This is a genomic window from Cupriavidus sp. 01L415, from assembly GCF_056400065.1.
The window spans coordinates 772208-794650 of sequence record NZ_JBFTSP010000001.1 but is presented as its reverse complement, the minus strand read 5'-3'; the positions used below and the strand labels follow the sequence as shown (position 1 = coordinate 794650).

Below are 22443 nucleotides of genomic sequence, written 5' to 3'. Positions count from 1 at the left end.
AACAGAATACCTACCGGATCAGAAGCGCCATGCAATTCTCGGAATCCTGGCTTCGTACGTTCGCCAATCCTGACAAGATCTCCACCGACGTGCTGTCGCACCGCCTGACCATGGCCGGGCTGGAAGTCGAAGAGGTCGGCCCGGTTGCGCCGCCGTTCAACAAGATCGTGGTGGCACGCGTCATCGCCACCGAACGCCATCCCAACGCCGACCGCCTGAACGTATGTCAGGTGGATGCGGGCACGGGCGAGACGCTACAGATCGTCTGCGGCGCGCCGAACGTGGCGCCGGGCATCCTGGTGCCGTGCGCGCTGGTGGGCGCTGTGTTACCGCCCGCCGAAGACGGCGGCCAGCCGTTCGAAATTAAGGTGGGCAAGCTGCGTGGCGTGGACAGCTACGGCATGCTGTGCTCGGCTCGCGAGCTCAAGCTGTCCGAAGACCACGGCGGCCTGCTGATCTTGCCGGAAGATGCACCGGTGGGGCAGGATATTCGCCAGTACCTGGACCTTGACGACCAGGTCTTCACGATCAAGCTCACGCCGAACAAGGCGGACTGTCTGTCGATCCACGGCGTGGCGCGTGAAGTCTCCGCGCTGACTGGCGCCGCGCTGACGCTGCCGGATATGTCGCCCGTGGCCGTGACGCTCCAGGAAAAGCTGCCGGTGAAGATTTCGGCGCCGGACCTCTGCGGCCGTTTCTCGGGCCGAGTCATCCGCGGTGTGAACGCCCGCGCCGCCACGCCAGCCTGGATGGTGCAGCGCCTGGAGCGCTCGGGCCAGCGCAGCATCTCGGCGCTGGTGGACATTTCCAACTTCGTCATGCTGGAGCTGGGCCGTCCGTCCCACGTGTTCGATCTGGACAAGATCCACGGCGGGCTGGACGTGCGCTGGGGCCGCAAGGGCGAACAGCTCAAGCTGCTCAATGGCAACACAGTAGAGGTGGATGAGCAGGTCGGCGTGATCGCCGACGACAAGGAAATCGAGAGCCTGGCCGGCATCATGGGCGGTGACAGCACAGCCGTGTCGCTGGACACTACCAACATCTACCTGGAAGCCGCGTTCTGGTGGCCCAATGCCATCCAGGGCCGCGCCCGCCGCTATAACTTCTCGACCGATGCCGCGCACCGCTTCGAGCGCGGCGTGGACTACGCCACGACCGTCGAGCATATCGAGCGCATTACGGCGCTGATCCTCCAGATCTGCGGTGGCCAGGCTGGTCCCGTGGACGATCAGATCGTCAACCTGCCGCAACGGACGCCGGTGAGCCTGCGCGTGGCGCGCGCCGAGCGCGTGCTGGGCATCGAACTGTCACCGGTCGAGATCGCCGACGTGTTCCAGCGCCTGAACCTGCCGTTCACCCGTTCGGAGGGTGCGGAAGGCGAGGTGTTTGACGTCACGCCGCCGAGCTACCGTTTCGACATCGAGATCGAGGAAGACCTGATCGAAGAAGTCGCCCGGATCTACGGTTTCGAGCGTATTCCCGCGCGCCCCCCGATCGCCGAAAACGAAATGCGCCCGACCAACGAGGCGCGCCGCTCGACCCACGCGGTACGCCACGCGCTGGCCGCCCGCGACTACCAGGAGGTGATCAACTTCGCCTTCGTGGAAGAGCAGTGGGAGCGTGACTTCGCCGCGAACGACAACCCGATCCGCCTGCTGAACCCGATCGCCAGCCAGCTGGCCGTCATGCGTTCCACGCTGATCGGCGGCCTGGTGGAAAAGGTTCGTTACAACCTCAATCGCAAGGCTGCCCGCGTGCGCCTGTTTGAAGTGGGCCGCGTATTCCACCGTGATGCCAACGTGACCGACGGCGGCCTGACCGTGGCGGGCTACCATCAGCCGATGATGGCCGCTGGTATCGCCTACGGCCCGGCGTTCGAAGAGCAATGGGGTATCGATACGCGCCCGGTGGACTTCTTCGACGTCAAGGGAGACGTGGAAACGCTGTTTCATCCGCGTACCGCCCGCTTCGAGCCGGTGGGGCACCCCGCGCTGCATCCGGGCCGTGCCGCCCGCGTGATCGTCGACGGCAAGCCGGTAGGCGTGGTGGGCGAGCTGCATCCGCGCTGGCTGCAGGAATACGAGCTGACCCATGCGCCAGTCGTATTTGAACTCGAACTGGATCCGCTGCGCGAGGTCGGCTTGCCAACCTACGCGGAGATCTCCAAATTCCCGGCCGCCGTGCGCGATCTGGCGGTGGTGGTCAAGCAGTCCGTGCGCGTGCAGGACTTGATCGACGCCATGCGTGCCGCGCTGGACAAGGCAGGGCTTGGCCACTTCGTGCAAAGCCTGGTGTTGTTCGACGAGTTCCGTCCCAAGGCAGCTTCGGCTGCGATCGGGGCGGATGAGAAAAGCCTTGCGTTCCGTCTGACCTTGCAAGATACTGGGGCGACCCTCCAGGACGAGACAGTCGACGGTGCGGTGCGCTGCATGATCGATGCGCTGGTGGCGGGATTTGATGCCCGCCTGCGCGGTTGAGCAGATCGCTGACATCTGGAGCGCCCGGGCACAGCTCCCGGGCGGATCGCCAGACAGACTCCCAAGAGCGATCAAGAATGAATGATCGAGACGCGAATTCCATGAATGCTGCAGACCTGGGCGAGGTGAGCGACCGGCACGCTGCCTCCCTCGACGATGCATCGCCGGAAGCCCGCGCGACCGAGGTGCCGACGCTGACCAAGGCCGAACTCGCAGAAATGCTGTTCGACCAGGTTGGCCTGAACAAGCGCGAATCGAAGGACATGGTCGAAGCATTTTTCGACGTGATTCGCGAAGCCCTGGAGCAGGGCGACAGCGTGAAGCTGTCTGGCTTTGGCAATTTCCAGTTGCGCGACAAGCCGCAACGGCCCGGGCGCAACCCCAAGACCGGTGAAATCATCCCCATTACCGCGCGCCGCGTGGTGACGTTCCACGCCAGCCAGAAACTCAAGGGCCTGGTCGAAGAGCGCGCAGGGCTGGCCGTACCTGGCTGATTGCCGATGCGATCCGGCGCGAGAAATTCGCGCCGTCGCTGCGCCAACACACCTGTTCCAGCTGACCCGTTTGGCGGATTGCTCGCGGCCCTTGCAGTCTGTATCCTGCAATGCCGCGTGCACGCCACGCCAACCGAGTCATGCCTTACGGCCTGACACCAGCCTTCCCATCGCATGACGGAAAAATCCAGCGAGCGCGTAGCGCTGCCGCCGATTCCCGCAAAACGCTACTTCACCATTGGTGAGGTCAGCGAGCTTTGCGCCGTCAAGCCGCACGTGCTGCGCTACTGGGAACAAGAGTTCACACAACTGAAGCCGGTCAAGCGTCGTGGCAATCGTCGGTACTACCAGCACCACGAAGTCCTGCTGATCCGACGCATTCGCGAGCTGCTGTACGAGCAGGGCTTCACGATCAACGGCGCGCGCAATCGACTCGACGAAGGACGCCACCACGGCATGGGTGCATTGCCCCAGGACGTGGCGGACGAACCGGCCGAAGCGATGACACAGGCGCCGGTTCTCTCGGTAGATCTGAACGCGCTGCGCAATGAAATTGTGGAAGTTCAACATCTGTTGGCGCAGTTGAAGGAGATCGCCCGGCACGGATAAATTGCCGGTGAATCACTAGCCATCGACGAAATGTCTCTGTTATAATCTTTTGCTTCGGGGCGTAGCGCAGCCTGGTAGCGTACCTGCATGGGGTGCAGGTGGTCGGAGGTTCAAATCCTCTCGCCCCGACCAAATAAAAGCCCGCGTAATCAATTGGTTACGCGGGCTTTGTCGTTTCCGGTCTCACTGGAATCTTCGGTTCACGCCGGACTTGTTGGGGTGGTCAGTTGCCGAGAATCTGTTTGGTCTGCTCCGATATTCCCGCTAGTCCCTTCTCCACGATCTCCCGCCAGTCTCCGGACGTTACGACCTGCTTGGATTCGCTGACGCGTGTCTTGATAGTTCGGGAACCATGAAGCCCGCCGACATCGCCAGCTAGCTGGACCTCGGCCTTGTGGTTTGTGGTGACGGACCAGAAGCCAGGTTGGAACCACGCCCAGAAATCAATGATCTGCGCACTCACCGGAGCAGCGCCGTCGAAGTTTGGATCCCCATTTGTTACCACGACGTAGCCAGCTTGCTGGAAGCCCGCAGCCAAGGCACTCTCAACCAATCCAGACACCGTCTTTCCTTCGGGGAGGACCACGTCTCCAAGCGCTTTTCCAAACGAGTTCCGCTTACGTCCGATCGCGCGCGCCTTGGATGCATCGCTCGTATCTTCGCCAGGATCCAACGACGCCATGTCCGCACTTGGCGGCGCGAAAGTAAAGGTGCGCTTGTCCAGGACCGGTTCGATGCGTACGTATTTGCCGGTTGAAGGGTTTGCAGCGTGTGGCGCCGTCAAATCGACTGTTCCGCGTCCAACCGCACATCCAGCCAGTACAGACGCGGCGATGCTGTAAGCAACGAGTCGCGTGAGAAACATGAGTGCGTCTCCTGTGAACTAATCTGGCCGCCAGGCCAATTGCTTCACGATACCGCAGACGAAATGTAACTCCTTCACCATGACTCGGCCATCAAGCGATCTCACCAGAACATCGTGACGATCTTGGAGCTCGGTGTAGGGTTCGGCGGCTACAAACTCGTTGTGCTTGACTCGCGGGCTCACCGTACCTCTGACGGGCATTTTGTGACAGATGTGCTCTTCGCAGCAGGTGGCTGGATGTCCGGCCGCTCACGAGGCTCGGCTCTGGGGCAGTTCGGCTCGACGGTCGGTTTCCTTCGCGGGGCTTGGCGATAGCAATAGTTCTCTGAACAAGGCGCTTATACCTGTCTCGCTCGTTGACGCGGAACTGGTTCGAATCGTAATCGTGTTGTGTCCACTCTTGAGCGGTAGCACTACCGCAATTCTCCTGAACTCATCAGCATTTGCCAGATGACCAGCATAGATTTCTCGATCATTTACGAGTATGTGCAACGGCTGTCCATTTGAAATGGGCGCGGCATCCAGTGTCAAAAGTCTCTGGTCGTCCCGATCCGTGTCCACCTGCAAGCGCAGTTGTGGAGATCCCCATGCCACCGCATTCAATTGGCGTTCAGGGTATGGGCCCTCGAATGTTCTCAAGCCAGCAATTGGCATCCAACCATTAAAGTGGCGCAGCACTTCGTCGACAGGGCTATCAACCGATGTGTCTTGAAACTTGCCATCCGTCCGCATAGGTGGCAATTCGCCGTCAAGCCAGTGAAGAAGTAGTTCTGTGTACTTACGCTTGCCCAGTTGATTGGCGTGATAGTTGGTATCGAAGAACAAATCGCGTTCCAACATCGCGTCGTATGGGTCGCCAATAAAGAGAACACCCCTGTCGCTGTACAGTCTCCGAACGGCTTCAATTCCCTTACGAAATTTTGGGTCTTGGTAAACATCAAATTTCATTGTGGCCGGTGGAACAGCCATGACTTTGACGCCTTGAGTTTTGCACCACGCCACGAAATCGGCTAATAAGGACCAATTATTTTGCTTATGGGAAATAGTTGGGATTCGATGCTCGACTAGTGCGCCTGCGCGGCCGTTCCTCATGGTTTCATTGAGGAAAACCAGGTTGTTCGCGTGCGTGTCACCGAACGGCGAGTAAAAGAAATCGGTATAAACGTTGAAGGGATACGGGCTCTCGCGAGGTTGCCAGGATTCCTTCTTGGCAGTCAGCAGGCGTTTCAGCGAGACGTGACCAATTATTTCGACCTTTTCCCGGAGGCCTCGGCTGCGAAAATATTCGGGGTCCCGGGAGATGAGGTAATCGAGATACGCCTCACTGAGGCGTTCATCACTCGCGAAATAAAGATACTCGAGTGCAAGTATTACTGTATCTCCGCGATGCAGTATTGGCCTCGCATGATCGAGCATGTACTCCAACGGCAGAATTGCGTGTGTACCAAGATTGACTGTTGATATACCCAGTTTCCTGGACATGAGTTCGGCATCGACGTTGAAATTCCCGCTGGATCCGGCAATGACTACAATCTTGTTGCCACTCGCATTCCGGGCTGCGGCGAGCTTTTGAGTAACCAGTGCGCTAGTCCAATAGCTGTGAGTCGTGGGCAGCCCCAATTGGCTATAGAACAGAGCACACCATGCGACCAACGCTATGAGGCAACCGCATAGCATGGCTGTCAGATAAGAACTGGCTTTGCGCATCAATCAATCAGAAGTTGAAGTACATGAACTCGGAGGGAGTGCCCGAGAACAGGCGCGATAGCGTGAACATGGCGACGATGCCGATGGCAAGACCTGCTTGTGGTGTCAGAGCGAATCCCCATCGCACCTTGACATTACTTCTATCTAGTCCAAGAGCAGGCTCGTGTTTCCTGAAGACCTCGGAGGTGTTTGGGAGAAACCAGACCACGAGCAAGAGCGTCGCAAGAGTCGCAAGTGTCCCGACGGTGCCGAAGTCGATTTTTTGGGCGGACAGAGTAAAGCTAATGGCCTTCTGGAGCCAATTTAGATTCTGGATTTTTTCTATTTCAAGGACGACTTGTTTGAGTGCGCCACTAATTGCCGCAAAATCAGCGGAAACTGGTGCGATAGAGAAGCCGTTTTTCCCAAGCATTGCGGACGCGATGGTTGTTGCGGAGTGCAATGTGTCTGCTCTAAAGAAAACCCAGGCAAACACGGTTGCCAGGAAGGTGAGCCCAACGGCCGACGCGGTAATCAGCGGCCGGATAAGCTTTGGTGGTTCGAGGTCGATTACGCCATGACACAGGGCACGCCATGCATGGTTGCAGACGAGATAAGCCCCGTGAAGCCCGCCCCAGACTATGAAATTAACGCTTGCTCCGTGCCATGCGCCTCCCAGCAGCATGGTCACCCAGAGGTTCAGGTAACGGCGAACGGGGCCTTTCCGATTGCCCCCAAGTGCTATGTACAGGTAGTCTCGCAGAAAGTTGGACAGGGTAATATGCCAGCGATGCCAGAATTCAATAATGCTGCGTGATTTATACGGCGAGTTGAAGTTGATAGGGAGCTTCACGCCAAACAGCAGTGACAGGCCAATTGCCATGTCTGAATATCCGGAAAAATCGAAATATAACTGCAACGTATAGGATAGCGTGCTTATCCATGCATGGATGAAGTCTGGATTTGCTGCTCCATCCACCCCGGTCGAGCCATAAACGTGAGAAACGCTCGAGCTAAGGCTGTCGGAAAGAATAATTTTCTTAAACAGCCCAAAAATGAAAATGGTTATTCCGATCGCGAACTGCTCAGTGTGGAAGCGCAGTTTTTCATCTCGTAGGAATTGCGGCAAAAGCTCTTTGTGGTGAACGATTGGCCCAGCAATCAGGTGTGTAAAGAAGGTGACAAACAGGCAGTAGTGCAGGAAATTGTACTCGTTTGCCTCGCCACGATACGAGTCGACCAGGAAGGCGATTTGCGTAAACGTGAAAAATGAGATGGCAAGCGGGAGGACAATGTGCTGAAAATTGAAATCCGTGGCAAGGGCGGAATTCAGCGTGCCGATGAAGAAATCATAGTATTTGTAATACCCGAGCGCCGCCAGGTTGGTAATAATTCCAACCATCAATCCCGCTCGCCTGAATCTTCCCGGGCGACTGATGAGTCGTCCGGTTGCGTAATTAAACGCAATGGATATGGTGATTAGCCAGAGGTGTGCGGGGTTCCACCACCCATAGAACGCCAACGAACACAAGGTCAGCCAGGCAAGCGTGAGTTCCCTGTGTGAAAAATATAACAGTGCGTAATATCCAGCCAGGGTAATCGGAAGAAAGGCGAATATAAATATCGCGGAATTGAAAAGCATTCTGTGTTTTTTGGTGGCGCGGGTGCCGTTTTCGGCTGTCTGGCTGCCATTTATCGAGATGGCATGGCTGCATATCAGGTGGCAGACGAGGCCCCTTGAGTGCGTGCGGGCTGCAATCTACCATACCGGCGCTCGACAGTCCCTATCAGCACTTTACGAATGTCTGTCGCTGTTTCGGAGCCTCAGTCACACTGTCAGCAGAATTGGATCTCCAGTTCGCTGGATAGCGCTTTATTCCCAATCGCGCTCAGAGGCCTTTGGGCCGAGGTCAGGCCCCGGCCTCTCATCAGCGTTGCTACCTGCTCGGCCAACGGGCTCCAAAACAAGTCGATTCTTCTCACATTGGGGCCGAATACAGACCTCCCACGCTGCTTGATACAACCCTCGATCCGCTGTCACTAGCATCCGTCAGGGCCCAATTCCGCCCCCCGCCTTCTCCATCGCCGCTTCATATTGCCCCAGGCAGGCCATGCCATTCAGCCGTGAGCGCTGCAGCAGCGCCCGTTGCGCTTGCGCCGTGTTGGCGGCCTCGCCGTGCCAGGCGTGCAGGGGAGGTTCCTGCAAGGCGCGGCCGTAGGAGAAGGACAGCCGCCAGGGCAGAGGGGCGAGCCGGTTCATGGCATCGAGGTTGGCGGTGGCCTCAGTCGGCGATTGGCCGCCGGACAGGAAGAATATGCCCGGCACAGCCGCCGGCACCGTGCGCTTGAGTACCTGCACGGTCTGCATGGCAACCTCGGCTGGCGGGGCGTGCCCGGCTTCCTTGCCGGGAAGCACCATGCTGGGTTTCAGCAGCATGTGTTCGAGCACCACTGCGTGCCGGTGCAAAGCGTGAAAGACTTCGTGCAACACGGCCTCGGTAACCTCGGCGCAACGTGCCATGGAGTGCGCGCCATCCATTAGTACCTCGGGCTCGACAATGGGTACTACGCCCGTCTCCTGGCAGATGGCGGCATAGCGAGCCAGCGCCTCCGCATTGGCCTGGATCGCAAGCCGTCCAGGCAGCGTGTCCGACACGTTGTACACCGCGCGCCACTTGGCAAAGCGCGCACCCTGCTGGCGATAGCCGGCAAGCCGCCTGGCCAGCCCGTCAAGACCCTCCGTAACCTCATCTCCCGGCGCGTGGGCGAGCGCGAGCTTGCCCTTGTCCACCTTGATGCCGGGCACGATGCCAAGGCGTGCAGCCAGTTCTGGCAACGGCGTGCCATCGTCGGCGCGCTGGCCCAGCGTTTCCTCGTAGAGGATCACGCCGCTGATGAATTCACCAAGACCCGGTGTGGACAGGAGCAGGTTGCGCCACACCCGGCGGTTTTCCTCGCTCGATTCCACACCGATGCGCTCGAACCGCTTGGCGATCGTCGGCCCGCTCTCATCTGCGGCCAACAGGCCCTTGCCCGCTTGTACTAGGGCATCCACGGTGGCTTGCAGTTCGCTTCCTGTGTCCATGATTGTTCCTCCGGCAAGGTGACACAGGAACAAGCATTGGCGCGCAAATGCAATCGCGCAAGTAAGCCGCGGGCACATGACCCGTGCTCATGGTGGTCGACCGAACGCTTCGTGTAGCTTGCACTTGCCTTGCTCGAGCGTGGCGCAACGCCCCCGGGGCAGATCGCGGACGCTGCGACCTCCTCGGGGTTATAGCGGACGGCCAAGCCGATACTTGTCCCAGAGGGCTTGCAGGAGGGATTTCGATGGCGGCGTGGAATCGAACCCCGCGACGTTTCCAAAGACGCGCAGAATCCGATCGCTGAATGAAGCAAGATCTGTCGGCGCGTTCGGTGAGACGAGCGCGATATCGACAATCGTATGCAGTTGCGCGCTGGACAGGTCTGCAATGGCAGACCACAGGTCGTCAGGCGGGGAGTGGGACGGGATGGCTTGGCAGTACATCGCTCATAAGCAGCCTGAAGGCTGGCTGTCTTCACGGGTGGTCATGGTGACAACGCCGCCGGACGGCGCTATCGGCTCGCGGGGCCATAGCTACGCTGGTATGACGACGAGAACGTCGCCAGGGCAAGCAGCGCCGCTTCCGGGTCGTGCCCAGGCTTGATCGCAAAGCTATTGAAGCCGCAACGCGCCAGGTAGTGCACGGTGTCGATCATCACATCGCCCACGGCGCGCAGTTCACCGGTCCAGCCCAACTGGTGTCGGAGAAGTTGCGCGATGGAATAGCCGCGGCCATCGGTGTACACCGGGAAGTCGATGGCAATCATCGCGATGCCGGCCGGATCGATGACCGTGGCACCGGGCGCGAGCAAGCACTGCGGCTCGGCATCCGGCGACAGGCAGATTGCAACCGGATGCCGCCGAACCCGGTACTGGTCGCGGCAGGCAACCCAGTTCTCCGGCGTTACCACGTAGCCGGGCGCATCGGGCGGACACGCAGCGTCCGCGTCGCGTGCGTCCCCGGTTGGCCAAAGCCAGCTATCCGCGATCAGGCGCCCGTCACGGATCACGTTGGGCCGGACTTGGCTCGCGGGATGGTCGTGCTCAGGCATTTTCCGTCTCCTGGCGCGAGCGCCGCGCGCCGGTATTGGCGTCCGGGTACACGGCGCGTTGGAATGGCTCGATGCCAATGCGGCCGACCACGTCGACGAAGCGCTCGGCTTCGCTGTCGCGATGCGAGAGATAGGTTTCGATCAGGCGCTCGACCACATCCGGCACCTGCTCCTGGGCGAAGGAGGGCCCGATGATGCGACCGATGGCCGCTCCGCCTGCCGCTCCGCCATCTGGGCGGCCCTGGCCGTCGGCGCCGTTCTGCCGGCCTCCGATGGTGATCTGGTACCAGGCCTGCCCGGCCTTGTCGACGCCGAGGATGCCAATGTGGCCGACATGGTGATGCCCGCACGAGTTGATGCAGCCCGAGATGTTCAGGTCCAGTTCGCCGATGTCGTGCACATGGTCGAGGTCGTCGAAGCGCTCCTGGATGGCCTGTGCGAGGGGAATCGAGACGGCATTGGCCAGCGAGCAGAAGTCGCCGCCGGGGCAGGCGATGATGTTGGTGATCATGCCCACGTTGGGCGTGGCCAGCCCGGCAGCGTCCAGTTCCTGCCACAAGGCGTGCAGGCCGCTGCGGCGGACGTCGGCAAGGATCAGGTTCTGCTCGTGCGATACGCGCAGTTCGCCAAAGCCGTGACGCTCGGCGAGGTCGGCCATCGTCTCCATCTGTTCGGCCGTCATGTCGCCCGGCGCCTGGCCGGTGGCCTTGAGCGACGCCGTGACGGCCGCGTAGCCGGGCATTCGGTGTGGATGCACGTTGCTTTTCAGCCAGCGACGGAAGGCGGGGTTGGTCCTGGCCAGTTCGGCGGAGTCATCCGGCGCTTCCGCGGCAGCGGGGTCATAGGGCGGGATCGTGAAGCGCGCCGCGATGGAGGCGACGAAGGCTTCGCTGACGGTGTCAGGCCCGCCACGGATCCGTTGCCACTGCTCGTCCACCTGGGCGCGAAATACCTCCGGGGTCAGGTCTTTCACCAGGATCTTGATGCGCGCCTTGTACTTGTTGTCGCGACGGCCGTGCAGGTTGTAGACACGCAGCGTCGCCTGCAGGTACGTGAGCAGGTCCTGCCACGGCACGAAGGGATGGATCAGCTTGCCGACCATCGGCGTGCGGCCCATGCCGCCACCGACCCAGACCTTGAAGCCGGTCTGCCCGTCCTGTTCCACGGCCTGCAGCCCGATGTCATGGACGCCGACCGCGGCCCGGTCCGTCACCGCGCCGCTGATGGCGATCTTGAACTTGCGCGGCAGGAACGCGAACTCGGGATGCAGCATCGACCATTGCCTGACGATCTCGCACCACACCAGCGGATTCACCAGTTCATCGGGCGCGATGCCGGCAAAGTGGTCCGTGGTGGTATTGCGGATGCAGTTGCCGCTGGTCTGGATGGCGTGCATCTGCACCGTGGCCAGCTCCGCGAGGATGGCGGGAGCATCCTCCAGCCTTGGCCAGTTGAACTGCAGGTTCTGGCGCGTGCTGAAATGCCCGTAACCACGATCCCAGCGGCGCGCGATCTGCGCGAGCTTGCGCAACTGCCGGGACGCCAGCATGCCGTAAGGAATCGCCACCCGCAGCATGGGCGCATGGCGCTGGATGTACAGGCCGTTCTGCAGGCGCAGTACGCGAAACTCATCTTCAGAGAGCGCGCCGTCCAGAAAGCGGCGCGTCTGGTCCGCGAACTGCACGACGCGTTCGTCGATGAGGACCTGGTCGATGGCGTCATAGACGTACATGGTGGTAGCACTCCTTGCGCACGCGGCGCTAGTCTTTTGCCCGTGCCCGTTCGATGGACATGTCGGTCGGCATCATGTTGAGGTCGGCGTTGTGCATCACCCACAGGGATCCGGCCACGACGATGACGATCAGCAGGCCGGTGCAGGCAAAGATGGCGGTGTTGCCACGCTGGCCGGGGCCGGTGCCAAGATGCAGGAAGTACACGAGCTGCACCAGCAGTTGCGCGACGCAGAGGCCAACGACCAGCGCGATCGCGACATGCGTCGACAGCGTTCCCGCCATCACGGTCGCGAAGGACGCGACGGTGAGCGCCACCGACAGCAGCAGGCCGATGGTGTAGCTGCGTACGCTGCCATGCGCGGCCGACTCGTTGGCGTGCACGGCGTGAAGATGGGATGGCTTCATGCGAACTCCCGCAGGTAGACAAAGGTGAAGACGCAGATCCAGACCAGGTCCAGGAAATGCCAGAACAGGCTCAGGCAGGCGAGGCGCCGGCGCACGATGTCGTCCAGCCCGAAATGCCGGATCTGGTGGATCATCACGGCGAGCCACAGCAGGCCTGCCGTGACGTGGAGCCCGTGCGTGCCGACCAGCGTGAAGAAGGCCGACAGGTAGGCGCTGACGCCAGGGCCCGCACCTTCATGCAGCAAGTGGGCGAACTCGTAGACTTCCATGCCAATGAACAGCGCGCCGAGCCCGAACGTGACCAGCAGCCAGCGGATCATCCGCGGCGCGGCATCGGCGTCCTGCCGGAGCATGGCCAGGCCGAAGGTGTAGCTGCTGAGCAGCAGCACCATGGTCTCGGCGAACACGAACCGCAGCTCGAATAGTTGTCGCCCGCCGGGGGCACCCGCCGTGTTGCCGGACAGTACGCCGAAGGTGGCGAACAGCACCGCGAAGATCAGGCAGTCGCTCATCAGGTAGAGCCAGAATCCCAGCGGGGTGTGGGATCCGGCGTCGTGATGGTGCTGCGCGGCGTCGTGGGTCGTGTCGTGCGTGGAGTCGGCCCCGGTACGATGCAGGGCAGGGGAAAGCGTCGGGTTCATGGTTTCAGGCAGCTTCCTGCAGTTGTGCGTAGCGCGCGCGTTCGATCCGTTCGACTTCGGCGGCGGGCACGTAGTAATCCACGTCGCGGTCATAGCTGCGCACGACGAAGGTCGCGATGGCGCCGATCAGCCCGGCGACGGCGACCAGCCACATGTGCCAGACCAGCGCGAAGCACAGCACCAGCCCGAACACGGAAATGAGGAAGCCTGCCGAGGTATTGCGTGGCATGTGGATGTCTTCGTAGTGAGCCGGCTGTCGCCATGCTCGCCCGGCTTCCTTGTCGTCCCAGTGCTGCTCGAGCGACGTGATGTGCGGCACATGGGCAAAGTTGTAGAACGGTGCGGGCGAGGCCGTCGACCACTCCAGGCTGCGGGCGTCCCACGGATCGCCAGTCAGGTCCTGGTTCGCCTTGCGGTCGCGGATGCTGACGGCAAACTGCACCACCATGGCCAGGATGCCGGCCCCGATGACGAAGGCACCGACCAGCGCCACCACGAGGTAGGGGTGCCAGTCGACATTGGCGTAATGGTTCATCCGGCGTGTCATGCCCTTGAAGCCGAGCACGTAGAGCGGCATGAAGGCGAGGAAGAAGCCAACCAGCCAGCACCAGAATGACACCTTGCCCCAGAACTCGTTGAGCTTGAAGCCGAATACCTTGGGGAACCAGAAGCTGATGCCGGCCAGGCAGCCGAAGAGCACGCCGCCGATGATCACGTTATGGAAATGCGCGACGAGGAACAGGCTGTTGTGCAGGACGAAGTCGGCCCCCGGAATTGCCAGCAGCACGCCGGTCATGCCGCCCACCGCGAACGTCACCATGAAGCCGATGGTCCACATGGTCGAGGTATGGAAGCGGATCCGGCCCCGGTACATCGTGAACAGCCAGTTGAACAGCTTCACGCCGGTGGGAACCGAGATGATCGAGGTCATGATGCCGAAGAAGGCATTGACGTTCGCCCCCGAGCCCATGGTGAAGAAGTGGTGCAGCCAGACGAAGAACGACAACACGCCGATCGAGGAGGTGGCGTACACCATCGACTTGTAGCCGAACAGCGGCTTGCGCGAGAAGGTGGCGATGATCTCGGAGAAGGCGCCGAACGCCGGCAGGATCAGCACGTAGACCTCCGGATGCCCCCAGATCCAGATCAGGTTCACGTACATCATCGCGTTGCCGCCAAGCTCATTGGTGAAGAAGTGCATGCCGAGGTAGCGGTCGGCGGTGAGCAGGGCGAGCGTGGCCGTCAAGACCGGGAAGATCGCGACGATCAGGATGTTGGTGATCAGTGCGGTCCAGGTGAAGACTGGCATCTTCATCAGGTTCAGGCCCGGTGCGCGCATGCGCAGGATCGTCACGATGAAGTTGATGCCCGTCAGCGTGGTGCCGAGCCCGGATATCTGCAGTGACCAGATGTAGTAGTCGACGCCCGGTGTCGGGCTGTAGCCCAGCTCGGACAGCGGCGGGTACGCGACCCAGCCGGTGGCCGCGAAGTCGCCCACGAACATCGACATCATGAGCAGCACCGCGCCCATCGCCGACATCCAGAAGCTCAGCGAATTGACGAACGGAAAGGCGACGTCGCGCGCGCCGATCTGCAGTGGCACGATCACGTTCATCAGCCCGAGCACCAGCGGGGTCGCCACGAAGAAGATCATGATCACGCCGTGAGCSGTGAAGATCTGGTCGTAGTGATGCGGCGGCAGGTAGCCCGCGGCATCGCCGTAGGCGAGCGCCTGCTGGGCGCGCATCATGATGGCGTCGGCAAAGCCGCGCAGCAGCATCACCAGCGCCAGGATGATGTACATCACGCCGACCTTCTTGTGGTCGACGGAGCAGATCCAGTCGTTCCACAGCGGCTTCCATTTGCCGAAGTAGGTAATGGCGCCCAGCATCGCCATGCCCAGCACGATCACGGCGGCCAGGGTCCCCATGATGATCGGCTCATGGAAGGGGATGGCGTCCAGGTTGAGTTTTCCAAGCATGTTATTGCTCCATGCGGCCCAGGGGCGCGGACGGGACGCGCTGGAAGGCCTGCAGAGATTCGAGGGCGTCTGCGCGGCAGATCTGGTCGTTGGCCATCATGTATTTGTCGGCGACCTGGTCGAACAGCTTCGGCGCGACCGAGCCGTAGAGCGTGACCGGGTCCTTGCTGCTGGGCTGTTCCAGCGCGCGGTAGGTTTTCAGGTCGAGCGCCTGGGACGAAGCACGAGCGGTGCGGATCCAGGCATCGAATTCCTCGCGCGAGGTGGCCAGCGTCTTGAAATGCATGTCCGAGAAGCCCGGGCCACTGTAGGCGGCCGACTGCCCGAGATAGACGCCCGGCGTGTCGGCGATCAGGTGCAGGCGTGTCTGCATCCCGGCCATGGTGTAGACCATGCTGCCCAGTTGCGGAATGAAGAACGAGTTCATCATCGATTCCGAGGTCAGCCTGAAGTTGATCGGCGTGCCGACTGGAATGGCGAGCTGGTTCAGCGATGCAACGCCGTACTCCGGATAGATGAACAACCATTTCCAGTTCAGCGCGACCACGTCGACCTCGATCGGCTTGACCTGCGACGCGAGCGGCCGATAGGGATCGAGCTTGTGCGTCGACTCCCAGATCAGCAGCGCCAGGCAGGCCACGATCACGCAGGGGATGCCCCAGACCACGACTTCGATCTTGGTGGAGTGTGACCACTTGGGGGCGTAGGTGGCGCGCGTATTGGTCTCGCGGTAGCGCCATGCGAACCACAGCGTCAGGACGATCACCGGGATGACGACCATCAGCATGATGAACAGGGCGACCAGGATCAGCCATTTCTCCTGTTCACCCACGCTGCCTTTCGGCGAGAGCAGCTCCAGGTTGCAGCCGCTCAGCAGCACGCTGCCGAGAGTGGCCACGAGCAGCGAGACGAGGCGCGGTGATTTTCCGGGGGACAAGCGGGGGAGCGGGCCATGTGGATTCTTGTCTGCCGGCCCGGCGGTTGGTTTGAGCATTTCGGACACCTTGGTTACGCATCACTGAGGTATCCGTCGATCCTTGCCGCCCGGCGCCTGCCACCTGCCATTTGCCAGCTTCCACCTGCCGCATTGGCGGGTTTGCCAAAGTGCGTCAGCCGGCATTCCGGCGTGAATCGTTGTATGGATTCCCGTGATGATGTCTGGCATGCTAATAGAAGACAAAACCCATACATCGAGGACTTTTTTCCCATGAAAGCCATGCAAGGCGGCGAGGCCAATGCGAAATGGGATTTGCGGATCACTCGTGGCGGTGCCCGCTATCTGCAGATTGTGGATTTCATCGAGCGGGCCATCGGCGAGGGGCGTCTCGTTGCGGGAGATCGCGTGCCGCCGCAGCGCAGTCTCGCGACTGCGCTTGGCGTGGATCTCACGACCGTGACGCGCGCCTATACCGAGGCCAAGCGGCGTCAGCTGATCGAGGCCCGGGGCGCGCTCGGCACCTTTATCGCCGCGCCCCGGGCCGAGCTGGCCAGGGTGGTCGACATGAGCATGAACGTTCCGCCGCCGCCCACGGGCCTGGACTTCCAGGACCTGCTGCGGCGCGGGTTGTCGCAGGTCTTGCTGCGCAGCGACCCGCACCTGCTGATGACCTACCAACTGGGTGGCGGCAGCGCTTCCGACCGGGCTGCCGGCGCGCTCTGGCTGGAGCAGGTATTAGGGCACGTCGACACCTCGCGCCTTGTGGCCTGTCCGGGCGCGCAGGCGGCACTGGCCGCCGTGATTCTGATCCGGACCCGGCCCGGCGATGCCATCGTCACCGAGCCGCTGGCCTATCCCGGCATTCGCGCGGCGGCGGCCCGGCTCGGGCGGCGCGTCGTTGTCGCGGCGTGCGACGCGGACGGGATGCTGCCTGAGGCGCTGGAGGCTGCCAGCGCCGACGGCGCGACGCTGGCCTACCTGAACCCGACCGCCCAGAACCCCACCACGCATACCATGCCGGCGTCGCGCCGGGAGGAACTCGCGCGGGTTGCCGGGCAGCGCCATATCACTTTGCTGGAGGATGATCCGTACTGGCTGCTGACCCCATCGGCGCCGCCACCGCTGGCTTGTTTCGCCCCGGCGCGCACCTACTACGTATCGACGCTGTCAAAGACCCTCAGCCCCGGCCTTCGCACTGCCTATGTCGTGTTGCCCGAGGGCACGCGCGGCGACGACCTGCTTGCGGCGCTGCGCGCCTTTGCGCTGATGGCCGCGCCCATGACGGCGGCGCTGGCCACGCAATGGATTCAGGACGGTTCGGCGATGGCGCTGCTCGATGGCATCCGCACCGAGGCATTGGCGCGATGCGAGCTTGCCAACCGATGGCTGAGCGGGATCGGGCAACTGCCGCCGAGCGCTATCCACGTATGGCACCGCCTGCCTGCCCACTGGTCCACGCATCAGCTCACCCGGGCAGCGCTGGCGGAGGATCTGCGGGTCACGCCTTCCGATGCGTTCCATGACGGGCCCAATCCGCCGAACGCCATCCGCATCTCGCTCGGCGGCGTCGATGACCGCGCGCAGTTGTCGCTGGCACTGCGCAAGCTGGCGGCGTTGCTGGAGCGCAGGCCGACCCCGGATTCAGAACTGGTTGTCTGAGGCTTGATGCTTCTGACCAATGGTTACAGTTACTCGCTCGGCCGCGCAGTATCCTCTCGTCACAAGATTCACCAATCAGGAGAAATCGTTGAAAGCCTTCCTTGCAATCATCGCCGCATGCGCAACTTTGCTAAGCGGCTGTGTTGTCGCCCCCTATCCCTACGACGAGCCGGCAGGCGGCCCGGGTTGCCCGCCCGGGCAGGCCAAGAAGGGCAACTGTCGTGTCGATCAATACGGCAACGAGTCTTTCTGCCCGCCCGGCAAGGCCAAGAAAGGGCAGTGCTAGAGCAGAACATGGCGCCGCGCCAAGCCGTTGCCCGTCGCCATGATCTGGCCAGTCAATGAGGGCGGCCGGGTCGATTGGCGGGGGGTATCCCCAGCCTGCCATGGCATCGATCAAAGGGCGATCTGCCATGCTACGATGTCGCGACTCCATATCGAAGAGCCGCCATGTCGACAACCAATCCTGGCTTTGACGTGCAATCTCTGGCAGACATCTCGCAGGCGCCGCAGCAATCCGCGCGAGAGCGGACGATAAATGTCATCGGCGATACCGCGGATTCCATTGAAGCCGGCGTCGATATCCTGGAGCTGGCTTCAGGTGTAGCCGAGTTCTTCGGGGTGCTGGGGAGCTGAACATGGCGAGGCAATATCGCTTCGACGATCTCCCCGACGCCGCGCGCGAAGGCTTCGAAAAAGCCTGTCTGCGGCACGGGTTCGTGCACGACGATTTCGAGGTCGACTGGGATGATCGGCCCGACAAGGCTGGCCGCAATCTGACCGTTACCCGCATCACCGGCGGCGATCTTCAGCACTACGCGCTGGACGGCAGCGACACCTGGCTACGCGATTTCGAACGCGATCTGCAGCAGGGCGTGTTCGGCGTCCCGCTTGCCGACTAACCGGTCGTGCCACAGCCAGGCGGCCGCACCCCTCAACTGAGCTCCACAAACGCCCGGCACAGCGCCTCCATGCCCCGTGCATCCTCCTCGTCAAACCTGCCGGGGACAGGGCTGTCCACATCCCACACGCCGATCAGCGATCCATTGGAGGCAAACAGCGGCACGACGATCTCCGAGCGCGACGCCGCGTCGCAGGCGATATGGCCCGGGAACGCGTGCACGTCGGGCACCACCTGCGTCTCGCGCGTTTGCGCTGCCGTGCCGCACACACCCTTGCCAATCGGAATCCTCACGCAGGCTGGCTTGCCCTGGAAGGGTCCCACCACCAGCTCGGTGCCATCGTAGAAGTAGAAGCCCGCCCAGTTCAGGTCGGATAGCGAGTGGTAGAGCAGTGCCGAGAAGTTGGCGGCGTTGGCGATGCGGTCGCGTTCATCGGCCAGCAGCGCACGCGCCTGTGTGACGAGTTCGGCGTAGTGATCGGCCTTGGAGCGGAACGACGCATCGTCGGAAAGCTGGAACATGATCAGGTCCGTGACGGAAATGACGCGCCCCACGCGGGGCACTGCGGGATTCTCGCATGGCGCGGAATCCCGCGTCGCCATGTCAGGTACCGGATTTGGTCAGCAGCACCGGGTCGTTGCGATAGAGGTCGGGGAAGACCTGCTTCAGGTTGCCGATCTTGGGAAGATCGTTGATCACGATGTACGGATAGTTCGGATTCTTCGTCAGGAAGTCCTGGTGATAGGCCTCCGCCGGATAGAAGCCCTTGTAGTCTTCCACGCGTGTCACGATGGGCGCGCGGAATGACTTGGCCGCGCCAAGCTGGGCGATATAGGCCTCGGCGATCTTGCGCTGTGCCGGCGTGACGGGGAAGATCGCCGACCGATACTGCGTGCCGTGGTCCGGGCCCTGATAGTTGAGCTGGGTGGGGTTATGCGCCACGGAGAAGAAGACTTGCAGCAACTTGCCGTAGCTGATCTGCGTCGGGTCGTAGCGGACCTCGACGGATTCCGCGTGGCCCGTGGTGCCCGAGCCGACTTTCTCGTACTGGGCCGTGCTGGCCGCGCCACCGGCATAGCCCGACGTGACGCGCGTCACGCCGCGAATATGCTGGAAGACGCCCTGGACGCCCCAGAAGCAGCCCCCGGCGAATACGGCCGTGGCGGTGTGTGCGTCGCCGGATTTTTCGTCCTGCGTGGGAGCGGGGATGCGTACGGCTTCCTCGGCGGACAGCGCGGGGCGCTCCCACACGGCGGCAACCGCCACCAGCATGGCCAGGCCCATGAATTTGAGCGTGGTGGGGCGCGTCCAGCGCTGCAGTGCTGCAATCGCGTTCATGATGAGCTTCCTTGATTATCGAAGGGGTTAGCCGAACGTGAAGGCATAGGCCTCCACGCCGGGATCGAGAAATTCAATCGCAAAGGTGCGGTCGCGGATGTCGCCGTCTTGCCGCACCAGCTGATAGAGCCGCTGGGCCGTGACCTTGCCGGCGCCATCCGGCGTGGTATCGGTGCCGTGGGACGCGCCCGGTGCCGCGCCGTCGATCGTCACGCGGAAGCGCACCGGCTTGCCGTCCTGGCCGGGGCCGAGCACGAGGTGCAGATCGCGTGCGTGGAAGCGGTAGACGATGCGGCCGTTCGCGTGGCCCAGCGTCGCGTGTTCCGCGCCGACGTGCCAGTTGCCGGCAAGGCCCCATTGGTTCAGATCGGGCTTTGCGGGCGCCGTGTAGTCCTTCGGACGGTCGTGCGCCGCGCCGCCGGGGGAGCCGAAGTTCTCCGCGCGCTCGTAGCCGATGTAAGTCTCCGGCGATTGCATCGCGTCGTTATCCGCCGCCATTTCCACCCCATTGCCGGCCTTGCTGTCCGGCGCGACAGTCATGGTCGTGGCCACCCTGGCCACGTCGGCGTGGCCGGCTTCGGCCAGCAGTTGGCGGATCACGGCTTCGGAGTGGGCATATTCGCCTTCGCCGAAATGATGAAAGCGGATGCGGCCCTGAGCATCGATGAAGTAGTGTGCGGGCCAGTACTGGTTGCCGAAGGCGCGCCAGATCGCAAAGTTGTTGTCGATGGCCACCGGGTAGGTCACGCCCAGGTCGCGCGTCGCCTTCTTCACGTTGTCGATATTGCGCTCGAACGCGAATTCCGGCGCGTGCACGCCGATGACGACGAGCCCCTGATCCTTGTACTTGTCAGCCCACGCCTTCACGTACGGCAGCGCGCGCAGGCAGTTGATGCAGGAGTAGGTCCAGAAGTCGATCAGCACGACCTTGCCGCGCAGGCCCTCGGCGGTGAGGGGCGGCGAGTTCAGCCATTCGACCGCACCGTCGAGCCCCGGGAACTGGCCCTCGACCGGCAGTGCCGCGGCTTGCCCTCCGGCGGCGCGCATCATCATCGCGCCACCATCGGCGGCAGGCGCTGTGCCCGACATCGCCACCGGATTCGTGCCTTGCGGATTGGCGCTCATCATCGCGCCGCCCTGGCTCCCGGCGGGTTTGTTATCGGCCAGCTTGTCGACGAGATGCTGTTCCAGCCCACCCGTGGCAATCGTCGACACACGCGCCAGCACACCGGTATCGAGACCCAGGCCGATCGCCACCACGCCAACGAGCATGGCGGCGCCGATTCCGCGGCGAATCCATTCGCCGGCGTCGAGCGAACGCTTCATGGCTGCGAACACGCGTCCGCCGATCAGCAGGGCCACCGCGAGCGACGTCGCCGCGCCGGCAGCGTAAGCCACCAGCAGCAGGGTGGTGTGCAGATTGGCGCCTTGCAGCGCCGCACCGGTCAGCACGAGGCCGAGAATCGGCCCCGCGCAGGGCGCCCAGAGCAGGCCGGTGGCGATGCCGAGCAGGAACGACGATCCCGGGCTGGCCGCGCGGCCATCGGATTGGGCAAAGTTGGAAAGGCGGCTACCGGCGTTGACCAGTGGACGCATCAGTCGCTCCGCAAACTTCGGCAGCAGCAGGGTCAGTCCGAAGACGGCCAGCAGCGCGATGGCGAGCCAGCGGCCGTACTGGTTGGCCTGCGCCACCCAGCCGCCACCCACGGCCGCCAGCGTGGCCACCAGCGCGAAGGTGAGGCCCATGCCGGCCAGCAGCGGCAGGCCGCTGCGCGCGAACGGCTGGTCGGCGCGGGCGAAGACGAACGGGAGCACGGGCAGGATGCAGGGGCTCAGGATGGTGAGCGCGCCGCCGAGATAGGCGAGGACGAGAAGCAGCATGGTTCGGTGTGCGTCAGGAGTGGAGTCAGGCGGCGGTGGGGCGGAAAGTCATGGCCACGCCGTTCATGCAATAGCGCAGGCCGGTCGGCTTGGGGCCGTCGTCGAAGACGTGACCAAGATGGCCGCCGCAGCGCCGGCAATGGACCTCGGTGCGCAGCATGCCGAAAGTACGGTCCTCGGTGGTGCCCACGGCGTGCTCCAGCGGCGCCCAGAAACTCGGCCAGCCGGTGCCGCTATCGAACTTGGTCTTCGAGGAAAACAGGTCAAGCTGGCAGCCGGCGCACGCAAAGACACCGGTGCGGTGCTCGTTGTTGAGCGGGCTGCTGAAGGGCCGCTCCGTGGCCTCATTGCGCAGCACGGCGTACTGGGCGGGGGACAGCTTCTGGCGCCACGCGTCGTCGCTCAGGGTGACCTCGAAGCGTTCCGCGGCCTTGCGGGTCTCGCCGGCATTGGCGGCGCCACCGACCAACGCACGCCAGCCGCCCACGGCGGCGAGCGTGGCAGTCAGGGTGCCACCCGACAACAAAAAGCGTCTGCTGATGCGCATGATGGACTCCCAGGCGGGGTTGAACCGATCGTGACGGCATCCTAGGCGCGGGGCCGTGTCGGAGTCCTCGCCAAACCTTAAACAATCCGTGATAACTCGCCAGGCCGGTTTTCTGCACAATAGGGCCGATGCCGGCGATTATCCGCTGTCG

At 62.5% G+C, this 22443-nt stretch carries 21 protein-coding genes and 1 tRNA gene; 8 read left to right on the top strand and 14 right to left on the bottom strand.

Annotated elements, in window-relative coordinates:
- Nucleotides 1–29: 29 nt before the first annotated feature.
- The 4 genes from pheT (at nucleotide 30) to AC1DOX_RS03625 (ending at nucleotide 3712) form a co-directional block, all read left to right on the top strand.
- Nucleotides 30–2477, top strand: a complete 2448-nt coding sequence (gene pheT / locus AC1DOX_RS03640) for a phenylalanine--tRNA ligase subunit beta (RefSeq protein WP_441615152.1) — start codon at nucleotides 30–32, stop codon at nucleotides 2475–2477.
- 77 nt (nucleotides 2478–2554) lie between these two features.
- On the top strand, nucleotides 2555–2971 hold the full coding sequence (locus AC1DOX_RS03635; RefSeq protein ID WP_092138188.1) for an integration host factor subunit alpha: 417 nt from the start codon (nucleotides 2555–2557) through the stop codon (nucleotides 2969–2971).
- 174 nt (nucleotides 2972–3145) lie between these two features.
- Nucleotides 3146–3580, top strand: coding sequence for a MerR family transcriptional regulator (locus AC1DOX_RS03630; RefSeq protein ID WP_441615150.1), 435 nt, complete (start codon nucleotides 3146–3148; stop codon nucleotides 3578–3580).
- 55 nt (nucleotides 3581–3635) lie between these two features.
- Nucleotides 3636–3712, top strand: a tRNA-Pro gene (locus AC1DOX_RS03625).
- Nucleotides 3713–3803: 91 nt separating this feature from the next.
- Here the strand turns inward: AC1DOX_RS03625 and AC1DOX_RS03620 are convergent.
- The 10 genes from AC1DOX_RS03620 to cyoA form a co-directional block, all read right to left on the bottom strand.
- A complete protein-coding gene (locus tag AC1DOX_RS03620) occupies nucleotides 3804–4445 on the bottom strand; it encodes a YajG family lipoprotein (RefSeq protein ID WP_441615148.1) in 642 nt (213 codons plus the stop codon).
- 249 nt (nucleotides 4446–4694) lie between these two features.
- Nucleotides 4695–6152 carry a hypothetical protein gene (locus tag AC1DOX_RS03615; protein WP_441615146.1) on the bottom strand — a complete coding sequence of 486 codons (1458 nt, stop codon included), beginning with the start codon at nucleotides 6150–6152 and terminating at the stop codon, nucleotides 4695–4697.
- A gap of 7 nt (nucleotides 6153–6159) precedes the next feature.
- Complete coding sequence (locus tag AC1DOX_RS03610; protein WP_441615144.1) at nucleotides 6160–7773, bottom strand: MBOAT family O-acyltransferase; 1614 nt, start codon at nucleotides 7771–7773, stop codon at nucleotides 6160–6162.
- A gap of 408 nt (nucleotides 7774–8181) precedes the next feature.
- Complete coding sequence (locus AC1DOX_RS03605; protein ID WP_441615142.1) at nucleotides 8182–9216, bottom strand: class I fructose-bisphosphate aldolase; 1035 nt, start codon at nucleotides 9214–9216, stop codon at nucleotides 8182–8184.
- A gap of 512 nt (nucleotides 9217–9728) precedes the next feature.
- Nucleotides 9729–10268, bottom strand: coding sequence for a DUF934 domain-containing protein (locus AC1DOX_RS03600; protein ID WP_441615140.1), 540 nt, complete (start codon nucleotides 10266–10268; stop codon nucleotides 9729–9731).
- Complete coding sequence (locus AC1DOX_RS03595) at nucleotides 10261–12000, bottom strand: nitrite/sulfite reductase (protein ID WP_441615138.1); 1740 nt, start codon at nucleotides 11998–12000, stop codon at nucleotides 10261–10263. Before AC1DOX_RS03595 ends, AC1DOX_RS03600 begins: the two co-directional genes overlap by 8 nt.
- Before the next feature lie 28 nt (nucleotides 12001–12028).
- A complete protein-coding gene (gene cyoD / locus AC1DOX_RS03590) occupies nucleotides 12029–12406 on the bottom strand; it encodes a cytochrome o ubiquinol oxidase subunit IV (protein WP_441615136.1) in 378 nt (125 codons plus the stop codon).
- Nucleotides 12403–13047 carry a cytochrome o ubiquinol oxidase subunit III gene (gene cyoC / locus AC1DOX_RS03585; RefSeq protein WP_441615134.1) on the bottom strand — a complete coding sequence of 215 codons (645 nt, stop codon included), beginning with the start codon at nucleotides 13045–13047 and terminating at the stop codon, nucleotides 12403–12405. The genes cyoD and cyoC overlap by 4 nt, the downstream gene beginning before the upstream one ends.
- A 4-nt stretch (nucleotides 13048–13051) precedes the next feature.
- A complete protein-coding gene (gene cyoB, locus AC1DOX_RS03580; RefSeq protein ID WP_441615132.1) occupies nucleotides 13052–15028 on the bottom strand; it encodes a cytochrome o ubiquinol oxidase subunit I in 1977 nt (658 codons plus the stop codon).
- 1 nt (nucleotide 15029) lies between these two features.
- A complete protein-coding gene (cyoA, locus tag AC1DOX_RS03575; protein ID WP_441615130.1) occupies nucleotides 15030–16022 on the bottom strand; it encodes a ubiquinol oxidase subunit II in 993 nt (330 codons plus the stop codon).
- A 213-nt stretch (nucleotides 16023–16235) separates the two neighbouring features.
- Between cyoA and AC1DOX_RS03570 the strand changes: the two genes are divergently transcribed.
- From AC1DOX_RS03570 to AC1DOX_RS03555, 4 genes are all read left to right on the top strand, one after another.
- Nucleotides 16236–17624 (top strand): aminotransferase-like domain-containing protein, encoded by a 1389-nt coding sequence (locus AC1DOX_RS03570; RefSeq protein WP_441615128.1) that lies wholly within the window; start codon nucleotides 16236–16238, stop codon nucleotides 17622–17624.
- Between the two features lie 88 nt (nucleotides 17625–17712).
- Nucleotides 17713–17910: a hypothetical protein gene (locus tag AC1DOX_RS03565; RefSeq protein ID WP_441615667.1), complete on the top strand. Its 198-nt coding sequence runs from the start codon at nucleotides 17713–17715 to the stop codon at nucleotides 17908–17910.
- A gap of 164 nt (nucleotides 17911–18074) precedes the next feature.
- Nucleotides 18075–18260, top strand: a complete 186-nt coding sequence (locus AC1DOX_RS03560) for a hypothetical protein (RefSeq protein WP_441615126.1) — start codon at nucleotides 18075–18077, stop codon at nucleotides 18258–18260.
- Nucleotides 18261–18262: 2 nt separating this feature from the next.
- Nucleotides 18263–18526, top strand: a complete 264-nt coding sequence (locus AC1DOX_RS03555; protein WP_441615124.1) for a hypothetical protein — start codon at nucleotides 18263–18265, stop codon at nucleotides 18524–18526.
- A 32-nt stretch (nucleotides 18527–18558) separates the two neighbouring features.
- Here the strand turns inward: AC1DOX_RS03555 and AC1DOX_RS03550 are convergent, their stop codons facing one another.
- The 4 genes from AC1DOX_RS03550 to msrB form a co-directional block, all read right to left on the bottom strand.
- Nucleotides 18559–19047, bottom strand: a complete 489-nt coding sequence (locus AC1DOX_RS03550; RefSeq protein WP_441615122.1) for a GAF domain-containing protein — start codon at nucleotides 19045–19047, stop codon at nucleotides 18559–18561.
- 82 nt (nucleotides 19048–19129) lie between these two features.
- Nucleotides 19130–19864 carry a peptide-methionine (S)-S-oxide reductase MsrA gene (msrA, locus tag AC1DOX_RS03545; protein WP_441615120.1) on the bottom strand — a complete coding sequence of 245 codons (735 nt, stop codon included), beginning with the start codon at nucleotides 19862–19864 and terminating at the stop codon, nucleotides 19130–19132.
- Between the two features lie 27 nt (nucleotides 19865–19891).
- Nucleotides 19892–21745: a cytochrome c biogenesis protein DipZ gene (locus AC1DOX_RS03540; RefSeq protein WP_441615118.1), complete on the bottom strand. Its 1854-nt coding sequence runs from the start codon at nucleotides 21743–21745 to the stop codon at nucleotides 19892–19894.
- Between the two features lie 25 nt (nucleotides 21746–21770).
- A complete protein-coding gene (msrB, locus tag AC1DOX_RS03535) occupies nucleotides 21771–22292 on the bottom strand; it encodes a peptide-methionine (R)-S-oxide reductase MsrB (protein WP_441615116.1) in 522 nt (173 codons plus the stop codon).
- Nucleotides 22293–22443: the final 151 nt, after the last annotated feature.